Origin of the sequence: uncultured Nonlabens sp., assembly GCF_947495285.1 — a bacterium.
Taxonomy (GTDB): domain Bacteria; phylum Bacteroidota; class Bacteroidia; order Flavobacteriales; family Flavobacteriaceae; genus Nonlabens.
This window is the reverse complement of sequence record NZ_CANLXZ010000008.1, coordinates 49,283-68,724: the sequence shown is the minus strand read 5'-3', so window position 1 is coordinate 68,724 and position 19,442 is coordinate 49,283. Positions and strand designations below refer to the sequence as shown.

Sequence of the window (19,442 nt, the reverse complement as noted above, 5' to 3'; positions counted from 1 at the left end):
ATATGGGAACAAATGCAGATGAAAAATTAAGATATAGCGATGCTGACCTAGCTTACTTTAAAGACTTACTTAATGCAAAAATTAAAGAAGCACAAGAGCAGTATGAACTGATTAAAAGTGCATATATGAATGGTGCTAGTAATGGAACTGATGACACTGCACCACAGTTTAAAGCATTTGATGAGGGAAGCGCAGTAATGAGTAAGGAAACAAGCTCACAACTAGCTATACGTCAGGAAAAATTTATACGCGATTTAAAAAACGGATTAATACGCATCGAGAATAAATCTTATGGTGTGTGCAGGGTAACTGGAAAACTAATCAATAAGAAACGTCTAGAGTTAGTACCGCACGCCACGTTAAGTATCGAAGCTAAAAACATGCAATAATTACATCATCTGGCGCAATGCTAGTATTTATTTTAAACCTTTGTAAATATGGATCACAGTTATACTTGTTCTAGTTTACAAAGGTTTTTATGTTTTATGATAATTGTTGCAGTTCTCGCTTTCGCGAAAGCGGATGCTCAAACAACTTCTACTACTAGAAATGCGACCAGTCATAATCTGGCTACATTTAACACCATAGATATACATCTACAACAACATGTGCAGCTAGAGATTAAAACCGGTAATTCACAAGATGTAACATTAATGACGTCCCTAAATGGAGAATATAAAGATGCGGTGGTCTTATCTAGCATAATTAGAAATGATTCATTAATAATTAAAGACCCTATTCTCCCCACGTTCTCTTTTCCTGGAGACAAGCTAGGCGTACACAAAGTTATAGACAGCGAGGCTACAATCGTACTGCCTAAGAATAAAAAATTAGTTATTAATCTACAAAGTGCCGACTTAAAAATAAGTGGAACCTATAATAGCGTATACATAAATCAACTGTCTGGAAGTTGTAAAATAGAACTACTACAGGGTGACTTACGTTTTATATCTGTTTATGCCAGCATATATGCAAACCTAAAAAACTATAATATTACTAGTGCATCACGATCGGGAAAGGTAAAAGAATTTAAAAAACCATTAAAATTAAAGTATTTTGCTAGGATAGAAACCGTATCAGGTAATATAAGCATGCTTAACAAACGTTTTAATTAGTATTTTAGCATCTCTGAAAAAGATTCAATGAAATTAACAAAAGCTATACTCATCATACTATTGATCCTTATAATTGATCAAGCTAGTAAAATTTATATAAAATTAAATTATACGTTAACCGGCAGTACTAGTCCAGCGATAGTAGATTGGGGTAAATTTAAACTTCTTTTTTATGAGAATGCGGGAGCTGCTTGGGGAATGGAGATACCAGGTGATTATGGCAAATTAATCTTAGTTGTTTTTAGAGTTTTTGCAGTCTTCGGTATAGGGTACTGGCTAGTAAGTAGTATCAAAAAGCACGGACATAAGATCTTAATTTTATGTATTTCACTAATTTTTGCAGGTGCATTAGGTAATATTATAGACTCTGTTTTTTACGGCGTTATTTTCTCTGGCAGTTATCACGGTGCCATAGCTACAGCATTTCCAGAAGCTGGAGGTTATGCAGGTTTAGGATACGGTCAGGTAGTAGATATGTTATATTTTCCATTATTTGAAGGAAACTGGCCACAATGGGTACCATTTGTAGGAGGAGAGGATTTTAAGTTCTTCAATGCAATTTTTAACGTCGCAGACAGCGCTATTACCGTTGGGGTGATTCTATTAGTAATTTTTAGTAAAAAAGCATTTCCAGATGCTGATAAAAAAACTGCATCTTAACTAAATAGAAAATGCTTTTATCATAGATTGCTTATCAATAGGCTTTGTAATGAAGGAGTTAACGATATTACTACTATTCACCATATCTATCTCAACAGGATTTATGGTAGAACTTACTACGTTAATTTTTAAACCTTCCTCTTTTATTTTAACTGCATAAGGTTGCATCTCATCTAGAAAATCCCAACCGTCCATTACGGGCATGTTAAGATCTAGCAAGACTACCTGTGGTAAGTCAGGAGTTTGCTTTTCTAACTGATCTCTAAAAAATTGAAAAGCTAGTTCACCATTCTCAAAAATAAGCAACTCTTGTGCAAGATTATTTTTTTTAACCAGCATTTTGATTAAACCGATATACAGTTTATCATCGTCTATTATACAAGCTTTCTTTATCAATTTTATTTAATATTAAATTTTACAGTGAACAAACTGCCGCTTTACGTTACCTAATACGAGTTTTACCATTTATATATTTTACTCCATTCTTTATTAAATACAATTCTATGATACTCGCATCTAACTATCAATGGAATATTTAAAAAGTATCAAAATTCTTAACATTAATGTTATATAGATCTATATCGATAACATTAACCAGAAATATAATTACATCAGCATTTCCTCAGTGTTGATTACCAGACACTTATGAATAACTGTTTTTAATAACGTAAAATAATATATCTGAAAAGATACTACTTAGAAATGACGTTAGGTAATTTACCTCTAATTTTTAAATTTATCAAATAAGATTACTAACTACTTTGAACGCATTTTGATTTGTTACAATGTAATCTAGCTTAATATCCTCATCATTTACATCTATTTTATTATTCAAAGGTTCGAAAAAAGATAAACCTACTTTTAAAATACCTGGTTTACATTTCTTTAAAAATCTGTCATAAAACCCTTTTCCATAGCCTACCCTATTGCCAAATTTATCTACTGCTAATAAGGGCACAAATACAACATCTAGTTGCTGGTCAGTAATACGTATTCCTTCTTCATGAGGTTCTGGAATTCCATATTCATTATTTATAATCTTAGTCTGATCTGTTAACAAGTAATGAGACATTGAAAAATCATCAAAATTTGATTTAGAAATGATAATATTCTTATCCTTTCCCTGGAGTATGTGTAATAAATACTCTGTATCAACCTCATTATGACGTTCTATAGGAAGAAAAATATGGTAATTAGAATACTCCCAAATATCAAGTTTCAATGCCTGATTTGCTATTTGTAAACTGTACTCTTCTACTTGATCTGAAGTAAGTGTTTTCCTGAGTTGAGCGTACTTCTTTCTAAGTTCTTTTTTACTCACCATCTTTAGATATATGAAATATAGCATCTCCCTGGTACACTAGCGGACTATAATTCACATTAATGACGTAACCAGCATGAGGTGCTTTTACTTTATATCTTAACTCTCCATAAGGATCTGTGATAACAGCAATAAACTCATCCTTTTCTACTCTTTTACCACATTCAACTTTGGGGTGTAGTAGCCCAGAATATTTTGCTCTAATCCATTTTGAACTGGTAATAATTACAGATTCTTTTTCTTCTACGGGAACTGGAACACTAGGATCTAACATTTTTAAATGGTCGAGCACTCGCATAGCACCGTTTACAGCGGTAGAAACTACTTTCTTATCGCTATGACCAGACATACCACCTTCAAAAAGTAAGTATTTCTTATCCAGGCCAGAACAAGTCGCTCTAAAGGTCTTTTTAATATTACTACCATGCATTAAAAACGGTGCATTAAACACTTTGGCCAGATCCCACGACTGCGCTTCTAGCTGGGATACTCTTAAATGAGGTGCGTTAAAACGTTGTGCTCCACCTGTGTGAAAGTCCATCACTAAATCCACTATTGGTAAAATCTCCTTAGTAATATGATAGGCAAACCTACTAGCCAGGGCGCCTGACTTCGTTCCAGGAAAAACTCTATTTAAATCCCTACCGTCAGGAAATTCTCGTTGCCCATTAAGGAAACCAAACACGTTTAATACTGGTATGGCAATTATCGTACCTATTGCTGGTTTATTTAAATTCTTAGAGATCATCTGGCGCACGACCTCGATACCGTTAATTTCATCACCGTGAATACCACCAGTGATTAGAACCACTGGACCTGCTTTCTTACTACGATTAATAATAACAGGCACCTCAATACTGGTAGAGGTGTAAAGTTTTGCCATATTAAAATTGAGCTTGTAACTAGTTCCTGGCTCAATAACAGTATCAAATATCTTAAGTTCTTTAAGCATTTACACCTTTTTCAATATATTTTATAATCTCTCCTGCAATATTCCTATTTGTAGCCGCTTCTATTCCTTCTAGTCCAGGAGAACTATTCACCTCTAACACTAATGGTCCACGACTACTTTGTAATAAATCAACACCACATACACCTAGCCCTAGAGATTTTGCTGCACTTATAGCTGTTTCTTCCTCTAGCTTTGATAACGTGATACTCTTTGCAGTACCACCTCTATGGAGGTTAGATCTAAATTCACCTTCTTGCGCTTGCCTTTTCATTGCACCGACTACTTTGTCTCCTACGACAAAGGCACGCAAATCTGCACCTCCAGCTTCTTTTATAAACTCCTGTATAATTACACGAGTTTTCAACTCGTTATTAGCATCGATAATAGCGTCTGCTGCCTCAATAGTCTCTGCTAGATTAACACCTATACCTTGAGTACCCTCAAGAACTTTTATAACTACTGGTGGGCCATCTACACGTTTACAAATATCATCAGTATGCTCACCAAAATTGGTAAACACGGTCTTAGGCATATCTACACCACTTCTAGAAAGCAATTGTAGACTTTGCAACTTATCTCTACTTCTTACCAGTGCCATAGAGCTTACCGTCGTGAAACAACCCATCATTTCAAATTGCCTAACGATAGCCGTACCATAAAAAGTAATACTAGCACCTACACGAGGTATAATAGCGTCTGGTGTAACGAGACGTTCACCATGATAATATACGGTAGGTTTTTGCTTTTCTAGTTTTATATCACAATGGAGCACATTTATTGCTTTTGCGATATGGCCAGCTTTTCTAGCCTCTTCTATGAGTCTTTTGGTACTGTAGAGACTTGTACTACGAGATAAGATATTAATCTTCATGTTGTGATTGTAAATATGAAACGTCCTGTAACTCAGGATCTACTATAAATTTAGGGGATAGAAATTTGCGGCCTATTAAAACTGGATATTTCATTTCTTCACGATTACTTAGGGTTAAAGAAATTTTATAGAGTTTCTTAAAAAGTCTAATATTTCCTTGAACTTCATATCGCATTTCTACACTACCATTACTACTGCGTACACTAGTAATTTTATATTCTTCAAAACTTAATCGCTTACCATGGTATTGCTCATGCTCCACATCTAGAAGCGTGGTGTGTAAAACACCATCTATCTCTTCTATATCCTTGCAGTGAATACTACTGGTATATGCTCCTGTATCAATTTTGATATCTATCCCTTCTATCTGTAATTTAGGGAAATCTGCACGATCGGTGCGACCTATGATTGTTTTTTTAGTTGCCAATTTTGTGTTTAATTATTCAAGCAAAGATGCATAATTATTACACGATATAATAAGTACATAGCATAAATAATTAGGTGTTCTTTGAAAGTTGTTCCGCTTTCGCGAAAGCGAGAAAACATAAATAATTTCATCAATAAATCAAATAAATAGAATTATTTAATAGATCCTCACTTCTCTTTTTATTCAAAAAGATCTATTTCTTCATGACTATCAGACAGTAATAAATTAAAGACTGGAATATCTACCGTAATTCCAAAATTGAATCGCAATATATTATCTTGAAAATCAGAGTTTTCACTCAATTTACGCAATTAGGGAATCCAGTTTCTATTACAGCTTATTCTTCTGATCGTATTTTAAGCTTCAGAAGACTTAGAATTGTAGCCGCGATTAAATTTTCTAGAAAGAATCTCAAAAAAGGAGATTCAGGAAATGAAGTAATTCTTTTACAAGATACTTTAAAACAACTAGGTCATGATTGCGGTACTTCTAACGGGATGTTCGGTCCTAAAACTGAAAGTGCCTTAAAGCAATTCCAGAGCACTGATCGCAGTATGTAAATTAATGGCGTTTTTGATAAAGCTACTCGTGAGCATTTGACTGCTTTGATTAATAGATAGCTGCACAAAACCAATTAACTCCTCTATTCTACCAAGATTTATTAACATTTTAAAAAAGAATACAAATAAATTGCATAATTACTCTACTTTACTTTACTTAGCACTTAAATTAATTTAAAAAACTTTAATTATGAAGAAATTATTTTTATTCGGTGCTATTGCTTTTGGTTTAATGAGTTTTAGTGAATTTGAAGAAGGCACTGATTGTTTTACACTTGCAAATGAAATAACTGATGAGATGCATTTGCGTGCTCCAACTTTAAGTCAAGAAGCATTAGACGATTCATGGGATCGATTTTTCACAACATGCTCAAGTCAGTCTGGTCAATTGCTGGATGAGGTAAAAGTTAAATAAATTATCAATGAAGCTTTTTATTTTTTTATTTTTATTAACAAGTTATTCATTGCAAGCTCAAATTGTCACTAATTATAGTGTTGATTACAGCGGATTCAATCTGACAGAAGGAAATAAAAAAGGAAAATCAAATGCTTTTATTAAGACCTATATAATACCAGCCGTTGACATAATTAATAATAGCATAGCTCGATTAGAAATATGTGATGGAATCTCTTTTTTGTCAATGGAAAAAAGTAATTCAGACTTGAATACTAATAACCCTATAGCAGAAGCACTATTAGCTGCGGAAACGTGGTATACTGTGGATGAAGAAGCTGCAAGTTTAAGTAAGAAGAAGAATCGATTAATTGTAGCAGATTATAATAAAAATGATTGGAAAATTGTAGATTCAGATAGAAAAATTTTGGGTTATCAATGTTTAAAAGCTACAAAAACTTTGTACTCAAATAATCCTAATTTCAAACCACGGTTGTTAGAAGTATGGTTTACTACAGAATTACCTTACAACTCAGGTTTTCGAGATGCAACAGTACTTCCAGGACTCATATTAGGTTATAATGATCAAGTGTTTGAGTTCTATGCACTTTCTATTGAGGTAGATAATAAGTGTGAATTAAACATTCCAAATATTGATAAAATTTCTTTCACAGATTCAGAAATTGAAGCTAAATTAAGATTAGACAAAAAGAGGAGAAAGAATAAATCGTAATATTTATGCCCAGAATATTGATAAAATCATTTATAACAGGACCAGCATTACTGCTGGTTTTTTTATGCAGTGGGCAGTCTGTGGTAAAGCAAGAAGGAGTTATTCTGGATAGCATAGGAGAATCCATAGCCTCTGCAACCATAATAGCGAAAGGAATAGGCCATAAAGATTTTAAATATGCTAGTGCAAATATTGATGGCGCATATAAAATAGATCTAAAAAAAGAGTTGGGTTATCTAATCACTATACGTTCTATAGGATATATAACAGTAACAGATACGGTACAATGGAGCGAGAATAAAAGCATAGATTACATCTTAAAAAAAAGCGCAGAATCTCTAGACAGCATATTAATAAAGGCTCGTGCTCCTATAAACATAAAAGGAGATACTACTGCTTATAGAGTAGAATATTTTCTTACAGGAGAAGAGCGTAAAGCAAGAGATATATTAGAAAAATTACCAGGTGTAGAAGTAGATTCTAGAGGTAATGTTCAAGTAAGTGGTAAAGATGTTACCACTCTTATGGTAGATGGTAAAACGTTCTTTTCTGGGGATGAAAAACTAGGGGTCAACAATATTCCTGCTGACGTCATTGATGAGATCGAGATCATTCAAAATTATGATCCTATCCCATTTATGAAACAATTAAAAGAAACAGAGCAAATTGCGCTAAACATCAAATTAAAAGAAGATAAAAAAAACTTTGTTTTTGGCGATATAGGACTTGGTTCAGGTTATAAAGAAAATTATAACACAAATGCAAATTTGTTTTACTATTCAAAAAAACTTGGTATTAATCTTGTCAGTGGTGCAAGTAATGATGGTAAACGAGTTTTTACCGTTGAAGATTATATTGATTTTGAAGGTGGAACCTCTTTACTATTAAATAATTCTGAAAAATATTATGAACTCCTAAACTCAGACTTATCAACCTATTTAAGAAGAGACGATTTTGAAAAAAACACCAACGTTGTAGGCGCTGTAAATGTAGTAAATGAGGTGAGTCCTAGGTCTACGATTACAGCATACAGTGTATGGCTCAATGATAAGTCCTCTTTTAACACATTAACAAGTCGTTTTTATCCATTACAAAATACCCAAGAGCAAGTAGAATCTAGAGATAACGTAAAAGCTCTGTTAGGTTTAACAAAATTAAAATGGCAATACAGAAAGACAGTAAGAAACTATTGGGATTTTAGCGCATTGTTGCGCAACTCTTTTTCTAATAGTGATTTGAATGTAGACTCTAGAAACTCTAATGTTTCTAACAGATTCATAATAAAAGATGGAGATTTTGAAAACTACTCTGTTGAATTGAGATCTTCACACCATGCGCAATGGAGTAAGAAATCATTTATAGAATGGGAGACCGTACTTTCTAAAAGTGAAAGTGATACTCGTAATAACTGGAATTTTAATCAACCTGTTTTCTCTAACTTAATTAACTATGAAGGAGCATCAAACAATCTCTTCATAAGACAAGATAGAATTACCGACAACAATTCTATAGATTCTAAATTAGATTACTATTGGAGTATTAATCGTTATAGCCAGTTAAATCCGAAGTTTCAAATTAATTACAAAAAAGAAAACTACACCTCATTAGATGGAGAGTTACTTAATGATAATTACCTTTCTTTTCAAGATGATGATTTTAATAATGATTTAGACTTTACTTCCATAATCTATGGGACTGGATTAGACTATTATAAAAATAAAGGAAATCATTCTATAAGATTGGGTTTTATGATAAATCAATATAACTATTCATTCAATAATTTTTCAGATAATTCAACATCTAAAAATTTGATTCGATTCTTACCTAAATTAGAATACAAGATTACATTTTTAAAAAATAGAAAACTTAATTTTAATTATTCAACAAGAGCATTTTTACCCAATAGTAGTGTGCTGGCAAACAGATTTAGACTCGGCAATTATAACTCCATCGTTCAAGGTAATGAATCTCTAGAAGAACAATATTTACATCGATCTAGATTGACTTACTCTAGCGGTTCTAGAGAAGTAGGACACTTATTTTTTAGCTCTATAAATTATAGTTATAGAAATCAAAGCATTACGTCTTCAAGAGAATTTATAGAAATAGACCAAATTTCTAGATATGTCTTACTTAATCAACCCAATCAAAATTTTGGACTTTCTTTTAGCTCTACTTTTCTCAATAATAACTGGAGATTTGTTACTAAACCATCATATCAAATATCATTATCAAATGATATTATTAATGGAGAAACAGTACAATTAGAAATAAATAGACTGAAATATGATTTAAGAGCAATTTCAAACTATAATGACTTTATAAATTTTAAAATTGGATTTAACCAAAGCTACACCGATTATAAAGGCTTTAGAGAAAATAGTTTTTTGAACTCTGTTCTCAGTATAGAATTATCATATGACTTTAATGATTCATGGATTGCTAATATTGACTTTAATCAAACATTATTTGAAAATTTAAGTACAAAAAACAAAAGAAGTTATGGAGTATTAAATTTTAATATTAATTATAGACCTAAAAAATCACAATGGTCATTTAACTTAAGTGCTTACAATGCACTGAATGTAAACTCTAGATTAGATTCAAGTTTTTCCGATTTTATAGTTAACGATACCGAAACCTTTATTCTACCATTTAGGTTTGTTTTAAAAACAAGTTACAATTTTTAAAAATATTCACTTTCGCGAAAGCGGAACTATAAACAACCTTTAATTAAGAAGTAGTTATTGAAGCAATGCTTGCTCCAGATCTTCTAATAAATCAACGATATCTTCTATTCCAACACTCAGGCGTATTAATGAATCTACAACACCTGTTTTCTCGCGATCTTTTTTAGGTATACTCGCATGTGTCATGCTTGCAGGGTGGCCAGCTAGAGACTCTACACCACCCAATGATTCTCCTAAAGTAAACACCTTTAAATTTTCCACAACCTTAACTGCACTTTCTAATGTACCAGCCTTTGTGCTAAAGGAAACCATACCGCCATAATCCTTCATTTGCTTTCTAGCAATTTCATGATTAGGATGGTCTTCAAAACCTGGCCAGTACACTTTATCAACATGAGGATTTGATTTTAATGCGTGAGCTACTGCTTTACCATTTTCACAATGACGTTGCATTCTTACATGTAGTGTTTTAATACCTCGCAAAACTAAAAAACAATCTTGCGGTCCAGGAACAGCCCCACTTGCATTTTGTATGAAGTACAATCTTTTAGCCAGCGCCTCATCATTTACGACTAGAGAGCCCATAACAACATCACTATGACCACCTAAATATTTAGTAGCGCTGTGCATGATTATATCTGCTCCTAAATCTAATGGCTGTTGTAAATATGGAGTTGCAAAGGTGTTATCTACCGCTAGAAGTAATTCATACTTTTTAGATATTCTTGCAACGGCTTCTATATCTATAATACTCATCATAGGATTAGTAGGCGTTTCTACCCAAAGCAGTCGCGTCTGTTCATTAATATAATTCTCAATATTAGCAGCGTTTTCCATTCCTATAAAATGGAACTTGATACCAAAATCTTGAAAGATCTGTGTGAATAATCGATAAGAACCACCATATAAATCGCTAGTAGAAATTACCTCATCACCAGGTTTTAATAATTTTAGTACCGCGTCGATAGCGGCAAGACCAGAACCGAATGTGATTCCATAAGTGCCGTTCTCTAGACTAGCCATAGATTTTTCTAAGGCATCTCGTGTTGGGTTGCCACTACGTGAGTATTCAAAACCCTTATGCCCATGTGGGGTACTTTGTTTAAAAGTAGTGGTTTGATATATAGGTGGCATTACAGAGTTATAGGCAGGGTCTATATTTTCCTGACCGCCGTGAATGGTTTTGGTATTAAATTTCATATCCTTCTTTTCTTCGGTATAAAGGTAAAAGCTAGTTTTAAAAATGGCATGTCTTTTAAAATTTATTTAATTGTTCTTAAACGGCTTTCTAATAGGAAGAACATAGCCTAGTTTATGTTCCTTAATATTATCCATACGCAACGCCTTTTCTACATCACATTGTATAATTAGTACTAGTTGTGTATTTCTTAAACACCTTAAAAGATCTGTTCTCGCAGTCTAGTTTAGTTTTCTTATGCAAGGCTCACTACCTAGACTTTGCAATCTACTACCTACACTTTACTTACCACATCGTCCCGTGTTGCCGTTACCTTATGTTTATGTACATTGTTTGATTAGAATATTTACAGATTTCACGGATCCTAAAATAGACCTTGCCCTGCAATAATGCTATGCGCAATATTTTAAATGTTATTATTTTTTAATACTTATGGAATCCGTTTTAATTCATGTACAGTAAAGTATTTATTCTATAGAGATTAGAAACAGCTGTCTAGTAACTGGATTATATTTGAATAATTAAATGACATAACGATGTATTTCAACTACAGTTGGTATTATTTCGCTTTCGCGAAAGCGAAACGAGCACATTAATTAATGTTAAAGATATTCCTTATCAAAAAACCTATCGTAATTTTGCAATATGAAAAATCTATTCATTTATCTAGATAGCTGCAATACTTGTAAACGCATAAAAAGTGAGTTAAAACTTACAGAAGACATCTCTTCACAAAACACAAAACAAGAACCTGTAACCATAGATCAGGTTGAGTTTTTAAAAGAACAGGCAGGCTCTTATGAGTCTCTTTTTAATAGAAGAGCTCAATTATACAGAGGTCGAGGTCTTCATGAAAAGGATTTAACAGAAGAGGATTATAAAAACCTTTTACTGGATCATTATACGTTTATAAAAAGACCTATCCTTATATACAATGATCAGGCATATATAGGTAATTCTAAAAAAGTAGTCACTGCGGCGCAGGAGGCACTGTCTTAAATGAGTAAAAGAACAGTTGCTATTATTTGTGGCTTTTTAGTAGCATTATTTTATGCTTATAACTTTACGGCTGCAAAGGAGGTTACTCCAGAGCATGTAGGACCATTAGGCCTGGTATGGTATAGAGTTGTAGCTACTTGTGTCATATTCTGGATTATCTCCCTTTTTACTGAGTCTAAGAAAAAAATACCTTATCGAGAATTACCGCTCATAGCCCTAGCTGCTTTTTGTGGTGTAGGTTTTAACATGATTACCTTTATGTGGGGACTCTCATTAACGTCTCCTATAAGCGCATCTGTTTTAATGGTAAGTACACCTATAATCGTGCTGGTTTTGAGTGCTCTTTTTTTAAAAGAAAAACTACATACTTTGCGCATAATAGGTATTATGATTGGGTTTTCTGGGGCAGCGCTATTAACACTTCTTTCTACAGGAGCAAGCACCGCAGCAAAAGATCCCTTTTTAGGAAACATACTAGTTCTAGTAAACGCGATTTCTTACGGTATATATATCCTACTGGCAAAAAGACTAACCGCTGTATATGATGTGTTTACACTTATGAAATGGTTGTACTTTTTTGGTGTTTTAATTATCACACCTTTTGGCATTTCTCAGGGACTAGAATTTGAGATCACAACTGCTAGCACAGAGGTTTTACTGAATATAGGTTATGTGGTAATTTTTGCCACCTTTGGGACCTACATGCTCAATATTATAGCTATAAGAACATTAAAACCAAGTGTAGTTGCTGTGTTTATTTACTTACAACCTTTACTAGCAACACTTATAGCTGTAGGACTGGATAAAGATGTGATTACCTGGCAAAAACTCGTTGCAGGTTTGTTGATTTTTACTGGTGTATTTTTAACAGGACTTAAGAAAAAGTAACTTTTATAATATTTGAACAATCTATTGAGTTCTCTAAATATAAAGCTCAACACATACGCACTAGTATATTGGTAAAAATTAGAGAACGTACAAAATTGATTCAAATACAACACTTTTAAGTACTACTTGATACTATTCTACAATAACCTCTATACGTGCTTAAAGAAAATGAACTCATTCAACTGGTTTAATATAATAATGATTACCACGATTAAGCACATAAACCATTACCTTACCTCTAATGTTGCGGTGAGGCGATCTCTTATCCATCGCAATTTTCATGTAAGTCTAACAGAGATCACCCTTCCTTTTGTCTCTTAAAAAGAAATAGAAGTCTTCAAAATGGCAATTTGATTCCCTTTAAGCTCTAGTGTAAAATACAAAATCTGCTTAAACATTATAAAAAGCTATTGATACAGTACCATAATGGCTGAAAAACAAGCTGGTACAATACTTTTTCTTAACTTTTCAACTACCTTAATATTTAATCTGGTTTTAACAAAACAAATTAAATATCTAGATCTTGAGCAAATTGTCCATGGGATCTAGTATCTGATTTTTGTAATATTTTAAAATCTGCAGATCTAGGGAAATGTTTAATTTTATCGAGCAATTCTGGATGTAAGGCGGTTATTTTACGTTCTCTTAAATTCATCCATGCGCCGGTCATTAAACCTCGCGCAACATTACGACCCTTAAAATCATAAAAATTATGCACAAAACTGAATAGGCTACCGTCTTCACTCATTCCAGTTACTTCACAACTAACTCTAATGGGTCTACCTTGATGAATTTCTTTAAAATAAAATATATTTTCATTAAAAATGACCGGTCCTGTTTCATATTGGGACATTTCTCTATGACCAAAGTCGTTCTCTATTAAAAATGCCATACGCGTATGACTCATGAAATTTTGATAAGCACTGTTTGCCATGTGCCTATTAGCGTCTAGGTCACTCCATCTCACATCAAATTCTTTGATATACATAAAAGCTTAATTTTTAAGTAAAGATATTATATGCGCAGATAGTAAAGAAAAGGTTTAGAGAATATTTAATTATTCCGCTTTCGCGAAAGCGGAAACAAAATAAATTACCCTGTTATTTTTATTTTCAGTTTCTTCATCGCTTTCCACAAATAACCGGCAGTAATAATTGTAGAGAACACGTCTGCAATGGGAAAACTAATCCACACTCCTAACTCACCATATAAACCAGGAAGAATTAATAGCAATGGAATAAGAATAATAGCCATTCTCAAAAGAGTCAATAGCAACGCAGGAATTGCTTTACCGATAGCCTGATAATATGCTGCTCCTATTAACTGAATTGCTATAAATGGGACAGATAGAAAAACCATTTTCATTGCAAATGAGCTTTTTTCAATTACATTAATATTGTCTGTAAAAGCACCGGCTATTTCATAAGTAAATAGAAAAAGCCCCATAAAAATAAGAGCTCCTAGAATACAAGAAATCTTAATCGAGGTGTAAATAACTTCTCGTACACGACTCCATAATTGTGCACCGTAGTTAAATCCAGCGATGGGTAAAAACCCTTGTGTTACTCCTAGAACAGGAAATATGGCAAACATCATCATCGCCCCTATAATTCTAAAAACAGCAACACCATCTGCACCACTTAATTCAAAGAGTATATTATTCATGATCAAAAAAATAATACTGGAAGTTGCCTGTCTAGCAAGGGTAACAAAACCTAAACTTCCTATTTCTTTAAGAATATTTCTATCTGGAATTAAATCTCGTAGCGATATGTTTAATTCACTTCTTCCAGATAGAAAAAACCATGTCACATAACTAAAACACAAGAAATAACTAGCCGTAGTCGCCCACGCAGCTCCGGCCATTCCAAAATTGTACACATTAATTAAAATATAATCTAAAAACAAATTACCTACTGATGGAATAAGCATGGCAATCATAGCATGCGTAGGAGCACCTTCTGCACGAATGACATTATTTCCCATCATACATAAAGACAGAAATGGTATACCATAAAAGACAATCTGGCAATAGATGCTCGCTGGCTCGAACAAGACTCCTCTACCACCAAAAGCAGGAACCAGTGTATGGATAAATAACAGACCTAAAACGGTAAGAATAGCGGTTACAACTATAGTAAGGGCTAGCATATTACCCAAGGTTAGTTGTGCCTTAGTTTTATTATCAGAACCTAAAGCTCTAGAGATTATACTTGATCCACCTATCCCTATAGCCATTCCTAAAGCTCCTACAAAAAAGGAAATAGGCAACACTACACCCACGGCTGCTAGCGCATCAGAACTGATCCAGTTTCCCACAAAAAAGCTATCTACTAAGATGTTCAAAGACATCACAAGTATTCCTATAGAAGCAGGCACGGCTTGCTTGATAAGTAGCTTTGTAATAGGCTGTTTACCTAATAGTTCTGATTTACTAGAGTTTAATGGTTTCATGAGCGGCAAAGGTATGCGTAGTAAAATAAAAAAGGTCTCCTGACTAGAAGACCTTTTGTAATAAAGTAAAACATCATATTTATAAAGTAACCTCACTCATTGCCCATTCATCTATCCATCGAGAAAGTACTTTTACCCAATCTTCACGATCATTGAGACATGGAATTACATGAAATTCTTTACCTCCTACTTCATGAAAAATCTCTTCTCCTTCCATAGCTATTTCTTCTAGTGTTTCCAGGCAGTCACTCACAAAAGCTGGAGTAGCAATGGCCATTTTCTTAGTCCCACCTAATCCCATTTTTTCAATAGTACGATCTGTATATGGTGTTAACCATGGGTCAAAACCTAGTCGCGACTGGAAACTGGTAGAAAAAGTACCTTCTTCCATACCTAGGTATTCTCCTACTAATCTTGTTACCTCCTTACATTGATGACTGTAACAAAACTCGTGTGCTGGTGATGGTGTAGAACAACATTTTCCATCCATTTTACAATGTGACTTTGTGATATCACTCTTTCTTATGTGCCTTTTAGGAACTCCATGATAAGAGAACAATAAATGTTCATAATCTTTGCCTTCTAAGGATTCTCTAATAGATTCAGACAGTACGCGTATATAATCTGGATGATTATAAAATGGCGGCATGTGTGTAAAAGACATATTCGGGAATTTTTCCTGACGCAGCTCTTCAGCAAGTACTTGAATAGTTTCAGTAGTCGCCATAGCAAATTGAGGATACAGAGGTATAAGCAGTACCTCATCTACACCTTTATCATGCAATTCTTGCATTCCTTTTTCTATAGACATAGATCCATAACGCATAGCAAGAGCAATAGGCACACTAGTAAAAGCGTCTATTTTTTCTTGTAAGCGTTCTGAAAGTACAATTAATGGACTTCCTTCATCCCACCATATTTTACTATAGGCCTCAGCACTTTTTTTAGGCCTTGTGTTTAATACTATTCCCTTTACTAGAATAGCTCTCAATATGTATGGTAAGTCTATAACTCGCTCGTCCATCAAGAACTCATCAAGATATTTTTTTACATCTTTTGGGTTAGGACTATCTGGAGATCCCAGATTAACCATTAATACACCTTTTTTCATATTATTGTTTAACAGTTACAAAAGTCGGTAATAAGGAGAAGTTATTACTTAATTTGGTTCTAAAATGTGGAAAAGCTTTATGATTAATAATAAAATTGTAATCAAAAAGAATTACTTTTTAAATAGCCATTAGCTCGTATTTCTTTATGAAATGCCTCTATATCTTCTGGAATATCTGCATTTAATAGCCAGTTGACATCAAATCTATTAAATGTAGCTGCGCGCATCAAATACTTATTATCAGAAATGAGAGTTCCCAGTTTTTTTAGGTCATCTTCAAATTCCATAAATGTATCTTCATGCATTTTACAGATTAAAATTAATATTTTAAAAGCTCTAGCAATAATGTAAACAGAAAGTTTCCTAGACTTACCAGGGGTGTATTCTTCTATTTTTTTATTATGAATTTTTAAACACTCAACTAGCATCAATAAATTAAGACTTACTTCTCCGAATTTATCTTTAGTTATCTTGAGATGCTCGGTAATTCTACCACTCATATCTCTTAAGTCCATCATTAGATAACCTGGTGTCGTTACAAAAGTAGCTCTATATTCTATTTCGTTTTTTAAAGCTATTTCAAGATCAGCTCTTCTATCATCAACACTTCCATTGTCCAATAATTCAAAGGCTAATCTATTAGCCAGCATAAGATCTTTCTTTAAAAGTCTTAGAATGAGTTTATCCTTCTCGACACTTGATAGATGACTTAGCGCTTCTTTAAATTCTTTATGGAACGTCATTTAATTCTTTTATTTATTCAGTACTCACAATTATATATCTATTATCAATTTACCAGTGTTACTTAATTAAAAAGCTACCATATAAGTAACTATAATATTTAATTTAATCGGCTTTTATCATTGATATCCCAGTCTTCGTCCTCTTCACTTTTATTTTGATGAAAGTTAAATTTAGAAAGGTCCTTATTTTTATAGCGCGTCCAAATAAACGATGGCATGATGACTAAAAATATAAAAAGCGTAGCAAGCCCGATCATTTTATGACCTAACGCATCGTTACCTTGATGTAGTAATAAAAACCCTACCGCTATGGCCACAACAGCACATAAGAGTAGGATTCCTAATGTTTTTAAAAAGTTCATATTTTTAATAGGGTCGATGTGATCTACCTTTACGATACGGTTACTTTTAAATTCAATTCTTTCAATTGTTCTAGATCGATAGCACTAGGCGCATCTATCATAACATCTCTACCACTATTATTTTTAGGGAATGCGATAAAATCTCTAATCGTTTCCTGACCTCCTAAAATAGAAACCAACCTATCAAAACCGAAAGCTAATCCTGCATGTGGTGGCGCTCCATATTCAAAAGCATCCATAAGGAAACCGAATTGTGCTCGAGCCTCTTCTGGAGTAAACCCTAAATGATCGAACATTAAGACCTGTAATTCTTTATCAAATATTCTCACAGATCCACCACCTATTTCATTACCATTCATGACCAGATCGTAAGCGTTTGCACGCACATTTCCTGGATCTGTTTTTAGCTTTTCTATGTCTTCTGGTTTAGGAGAAGTAAATGGATGGTGCATGGCGTGGTAACGCTCTGTATCTTCATCCCATTCTAATAATGGAAAATCTACCACCCATAGAGGAGCAAATTCATTTGCATTACGCAATCCTAGTCGCTCTGCCATTTCCATACGCAAGGCACTTAATTGCGCACGCGTTTTATCTGCAGGTCCTGACATTACACAGATCAAGTCTCCTGGTTCTGCGCCAGTAGCTTCTGCCCATTTTGAAAGGTCTTCCTGAGAATAAAATTTATCTACACTAGATTTATAAGTACCATCTAGGTTGCATTTTGCGTACACCATTCCTGTAGCACCTACTTGTGGACGTCGCACCCAATCAATTAATTTATCAATTTCTTTACGTGTCATGCTCTCCCCACCTGGAATTGCAAGAGCAACAACCAGCTCTGCTTCGTTAAAGATTTTGAATTCTCCCGCTTTCGCGAAAGCGGAAATATCAGCAAACTCCATCCCAAAACGAATGTCTGGTTTATCATTACCATACTTCTCCATCGCCTCCTGATAGGTCATACGTGGAAACTCTGCAACATCTACGTTCTTCACTTTTTTCAATAAATGGCGCGTCATATCTTCAAAAATATTCAAGACATCTTCTTGTTCTACAAAAGACATCTCGCAATCTATTTGAGTAAACTCTGGCTGGCGATCTGCACGTAAATCTTCATCTCTAAAACATTTTACAATCTGGAAATACTTATCCATTCCACCTACCATCAGCAACTGCTTAAAGGTTTGTGGTGATTGTGGCAAGGCATAAAACTGCCCTTCATTCATGCGCGATGGCACCACAAAGTCACGAGCACCTTCTGGTGTGGATTTAATTAAAACAGGCGTTTCTACTTCAATAAAATCTTTATTTGCTAAGAAATTGCGCACTTCCATAGCTACCTTAGAACGGAAGATTAAATTCTCACGCACTGGATTGCGACGTATATCTAGATAGCGGTATTTCATACGCAGCTCTTCACCGCCATCTGTTTTATCTTCTATGGTAAATGGAGGCGTTTTAGACTCGCTTAATATTTCTAATTCTTTAACTAGAATCTCAATTTCTCCTGTAGGAATATTTTTATTTTTAGACTCACGCTCAATTACAATACCTTTTACCTGGATCACAAACTCGCGACCTAACTTTTGCGCCTTTTCTATGAGTGCCTTTTCTGTACGTTCTTCATCAAATAGCAGCTGAGTAATACCATAGCGATCTCTCAAATCCACCCAAACGATAAAACCTTTATCACGGCTTTTTTGAACCCAACCGGCAAGTGTTACTTCTTTATTTATATCGCTAGCACGCAGGCTTCCACAATCGTGTGATCTATACATAATAATCTCTTCTATTAATTATGCAAAAATAAAGGGATTTCACTCATAAACATATAACTAATGATACAAAGATTTTGCATTACGACTCCTTAAAACACATTTTAACATGATGTTTCATTTTGTTTAATTAATTGATTTTTAGATTATTATGAATTCAATGTAAATTTAATGTTACCTAATTGT

Annotated in this window: 21 protein-coding genes; 9 read left to right on the top strand and 12 right to left on the bottom strand. The window is 33.8% G+C overall.

The window, feature by feature from the left end; genetic code table 11:
- The first annotated feature begins 2 nt into the window (after positions 1-2).
- Genes Q0838_RS04880 through Q0838_RS04870 form a run of 3 tightly spaced genes read left to right on the top strand, consistent with a single transcriptional unit; the run spans position 3 to position 1,775 of the window.
- Positions 3-389, top strand: a complete 387-nt coding sequence (locus Q0838_RS04880) for a TraR/DksA C4-type zinc finger protein (RefSeq protein ID WP_298951968.1) — start codon at positions 3-5, stop codon at positions 387-389.
- 48 nt (positions 390-437) lie between these two features.
- Complete coding sequence (locus Q0838_RS04875; protein ID WP_298951966.1) at positions 438-1,115, top strand: hypothetical protein; 678 nt, start codon at positions 438-440, stop codon at positions 1,113-1,115.
- A 27-nt stretch (positions 1,116-1,142) separates the two neighbouring features.
- Positions 1,143-1,775, top strand: a complete 633-nt coding sequence (locus tag Q0838_RS04870) for a lipoprotein signal peptidase (protein ID WP_298951964.1) — start codon at positions 1,143-1,145, stop codon at positions 1,773-1,775.
- Here Q0838_RS04870 and Q0838_RS04865 read toward each other — a convergent pair whose 3' ends face one another.
- The 5 genes from Q0838_RS04865 to Q0838_RS04845 form a co-directional block, all read right to left on the bottom strand.
- Positions 1,776-2,171, bottom strand: coding sequence for a response regulator (locus Q0838_RS04865; protein WP_298951963.1), 396 nt, complete (start codon positions 2,169-2,171; stop codon positions 1,776-1,778).
- Between the two features lie 343 nt (positions 2,172-2,514).
- Positions 2,515-3,096, bottom strand: coding sequence for a 5-formyltetrahydrofolate cyclo-ligase (locus Q0838_RS04860; RefSeq protein ID WP_298951962.1), 582 nt, complete (start codon positions 3,094-3,096; stop codon positions 2,515-2,517).
- A complete protein-coding gene (locus tag Q0838_RS04855; RefSeq protein WP_298951960.1) occupies positions 3,089-4,048 on the bottom strand; it encodes a succinylglutamate desuccinylase/aspartoacylase family protein in 960 nt (319 codons plus the stop codon). The genes Q0838_RS04860 and Q0838_RS04855 overlap by 8 nt, the downstream gene beginning before the upstream one ends.
- Positions 4,041-4,919 (bottom strand): 30S ribosomal protein S6--L-glutamate ligase, encoded by an 879-nt coding sequence (rimK, locus tag Q0838_RS04850; protein ID WP_298951958.1) that lies wholly within the window; start codon positions 4,917-4,919, stop codon positions 4,041-4,043. Before rimK ends, Q0838_RS04855 begins: the two co-directional genes overlap by 8 nt.
- Positions 4,909-5,346 (bottom strand): RimK/LysX family protein, encoded by a 438-nt coding sequence (locus Q0838_RS04845; protein WP_298951956.1) that lies wholly within the window; start codon positions 5,344-5,346, stop codon positions 4,909-4,911. Before Q0838_RS04845 ends, rimK begins: the two co-directional genes overlap by 11 nt.
- 278 nt (positions 5,347-5,624) lie before the next feature.
- Between Q0838_RS04845 and Q0838_RS04840 the strand changes: the two genes are divergently transcribed.
- The 4 genes from Q0838_RS04840 (at position 5,625) to Q0838_RS04825 (ending at position 9,723) form a co-directional block, all read left to right on the top strand.
- On the top strand, positions 5,625-5,906 hold the full coding sequence (locus tag Q0838_RS04840) for a peptidoglycan-binding domain-containing protein (RefSeq protein ID WP_298951955.1): 282 nt from the start codon (positions 5,625-5,627) through the stop codon (positions 5,904-5,906).
- A 190-nt stretch (positions 5,907-6,096) separates the two neighbouring features.
- Positions 6,097-6,321 carry a hypothetical protein gene (locus Q0838_RS04835; protein WP_298951953.1) on the top strand — a complete coding sequence of 75 codons (225 nt, stop codon included), beginning with the start codon at positions 6,097-6,099 and terminating at the stop codon, positions 6,319-6,321.
- Between the two features lie 7 nt (positions 6,322-6,328).
- Entirely contained in the window at positions 6,329-7,033 is a 705-nt protein-coding gene (locus Q0838_RS04830) for a GLPGLI family protein (protein ID WP_298951951.1), read from the top strand.
- Positions 7,034-7,038: 5 nt separating this feature from the next.
- A complete protein-coding gene (locus Q0838_RS04825; RefSeq protein ID WP_298951950.1) occupies positions 7,039-9,723 on the top strand; it encodes a hypothetical protein in 2,685 nt (894 codons plus the stop codon).
- A 54-nt stretch (positions 9,724-9,777) separates the two neighbouring features.
- Here the strand turns inward: Q0838_RS04825 and Q0838_RS04820 are convergent, their stop codons facing one another.
- Complete coding sequence (locus Q0838_RS04820) at positions 9,778-10,923, bottom strand: PLP-dependent aspartate aminotransferase family protein (protein WP_298951949.1); 1,146 nt, start codon at positions 10,921-10,923, stop codon at positions 9,778-9,780.
- Between the two features lie 643 nt (positions 10,924-11,566).
- Between Q0838_RS04820 and Q0838_RS04815 the strand changes: the two genes are divergently transcribed.
- Positions 11,567-11,920, top strand: coding sequence for an ArsC/Spx/MgsR family protein (locus Q0838_RS04815; protein WP_298951948.1), 354 nt, complete (start codon positions 11,567-11,569; stop codon positions 11,918-11,920).
- Positions 11,921-12,808, top strand: coding sequence for a DMT family transporter (locus Q0838_RS04810; protein ID WP_298951946.1), 888 nt, complete (start codon positions 11,921-11,923; stop codon positions 12,806-12,808).
- Between the two features lie 508 nt (positions 12,809-13,316).
- On the opposite strand, the gene Q0838_RS04805 is transcribed toward Q0838_RS04810, so the two are convergent.
- From Q0838_RS04805 to aspS, 6 genes are all read right to left on the bottom strand, one after another.
- Positions 13,317-13,796 carry a thioesterase family protein gene (locus tag Q0838_RS04805; protein WP_298951944.1) on the bottom strand — a complete coding sequence of 160 codons (480 nt, stop codon included), beginning with the start codon at positions 13,794-13,796 and terminating at the stop codon, positions 13,317-13,319.
- 104 nt (positions 13,797-13,900) lie between these two features.
- A complete protein-coding gene (locus Q0838_RS04800) occupies positions 13,901-15,262 on the bottom strand; it encodes an MATE family efflux transporter (RefSeq protein WP_298951942.1) in 1,362 nt (453 codons plus the stop codon).
- Positions 15,263-15,341: 79 nt separating this feature from the next.
- Complete coding sequence (gene hemH / locus Q0838_RS04795) at positions 15,342-16,373, bottom strand: ferrochelatase (RefSeq protein WP_298951940.1); 1,032 nt, start codon at positions 16,371-16,373, stop codon at positions 15,342-15,344.
- Between the two features lie 101 nt (positions 16,374-16,474).
- A complete protein-coding gene (locus tag Q0838_RS04790) occupies positions 16,475-17,116 on the bottom strand; it encodes a hypothetical protein (RefSeq protein WP_298951939.1) in 642 nt (213 codons plus the stop codon).
- Positions 17,117-17,214: 98 nt separating this feature from the next.
- Positions 17,215-17,478, bottom strand: coding sequence for a hypothetical protein (locus Q0838_RS04785; RefSeq protein WP_298951937.1), 264 nt, complete (start codon positions 17,476-17,478; stop codon positions 17,215-17,217).
- A 29-nt stretch (positions 17,479-17,507) separates the two neighbouring features.
- The gene (aspS, locus tag Q0838_RS04780; protein ID WP_298951935.1) at positions 17,508-19,259 is read right to left on the bottom strand and encodes an aspartate--tRNA ligase; all 1,752 of its coding nucleotides are present in this window, start codon (positions 19,257-19,259) and stop codon (positions 17,508-17,510) included.
- Between the last annotated feature and the right edge of the window lie 183 nt (positions 19,260-19,442).

Excerpts from the sequence above, each read along its gene's own strand:
- Q0838_RS04880 (WP_298951968.1), top strand. The coding sequence starts at position 3 with ATGGGAACAAATGCAGATGAAAAATTAAGATATAGCGATGCTGACCTA.
- Q0838_RS04875 (WP_298951966.1), top strand. The coding sequence starts at position 438 with ATGGATCACAGTTATACTTGTTCTAGTTTACAAAGGTTTTTATGTTTT.
- Q0838_RS04870 (WP_298951964.1), top strand. The coding sequence starts at position 1,143 with ATGAAATTAACAAAAGCTATACTCATCATACTATTGATCCTTATAATT.
- Q0838_RS04855 (WP_298951960.1), bottom strand. The coding sequence starts at position 4,048 with ATGCTTAAAGAACTTAAGATATTTGATACTGTTATTGAGCCAGGAACT.
- rimK (WP_298951958.1), bottom strand. The coding sequence starts at position 4,919 with ATGAAGATTAATATCTTATCTCGTAGTACAAGTCTCTACAGTACCAAA.
- Q0838_RS04835 (WP_298951953.1), top strand. The coding sequence starts at position 6,097 with ATGAAGAAATTATTTTTATTCGGTGCTATTGCTTTTGGTTTAATGAGT.
- Q0838_RS04830 (WP_298951951.1), top strand. The coding sequence starts at position 6,329 with ATGAAGCTTTTTATTTTTTTATTTTTATTAACAAGTTATTCATTGCAA.
- Q0838_RS04825 (WP_298951950.1), top strand. The coding sequence starts at position 7,039 with ATGCCCAGAATATTGATAAAATCATTTATAACAGGACCAGCATTACTG.
- Q0838_RS04820 (WP_298951949.1), bottom strand. The coding sequence starts at position 10,923 with ATGAAATTTAATACCAAAACCATTCACGGCGGTCAGGAAAATATAGAC.
- Q0838_RS04815 (WP_298951948.1), top strand. The coding sequence starts at position 11,567 with ATGAAAAATCTATTCATTTATCTAGATAGCTGCAATACTTGTAAACGC.
- Q0838_RS04810 (WP_298951946.1), top strand. The coding sequence starts at position 11,921 with ATGAGTAAAAGAACAGTTGCTATTATTTGTGGCTTTTTAGTAGCATTA.
- Q0838_RS04805 (WP_298951944.1), bottom strand. The coding sequence starts at position 13,796 with ATGTATATCAAAGAATTTGATGTGAGATGGAGTGACCTAGACGCTAAT.
- Q0838_RS04800 (WP_298951942.1), bottom strand. The coding sequence starts at position 15,262 with ATGAAACCATTAAACTCTAGTAAATCAGAACTATTAGGTAAACAGCCT.
- hemH (WP_298951940.1), bottom strand. The coding sequence starts at position 16,373 with ATGAAAAAAGGTGTATTAATGGTTAATCTGGGATCTCCAGATAGTCCT.
- Q0838_RS04790 (WP_298951939.1), bottom strand. The coding sequence starts at position 17,116 with ATGACGTTCCATAAAGAATTTAAAGAAGCGCTAAGTCATCTATCAAGT.
- Q0838_RS04785 (WP_298951937.1), bottom strand. The coding sequence starts at position 17,478 with ATGAACTTTTTAAAAACATTAGGAATCCTACTCTTATGTGCTGTTGTG.
- aspS (WP_298951935.1), bottom strand. The coding sequence starts at position 19,259 with ATGTATAGATCACACGATTGTGGAAGCCTGCGTGCTAGCGATATAAAT.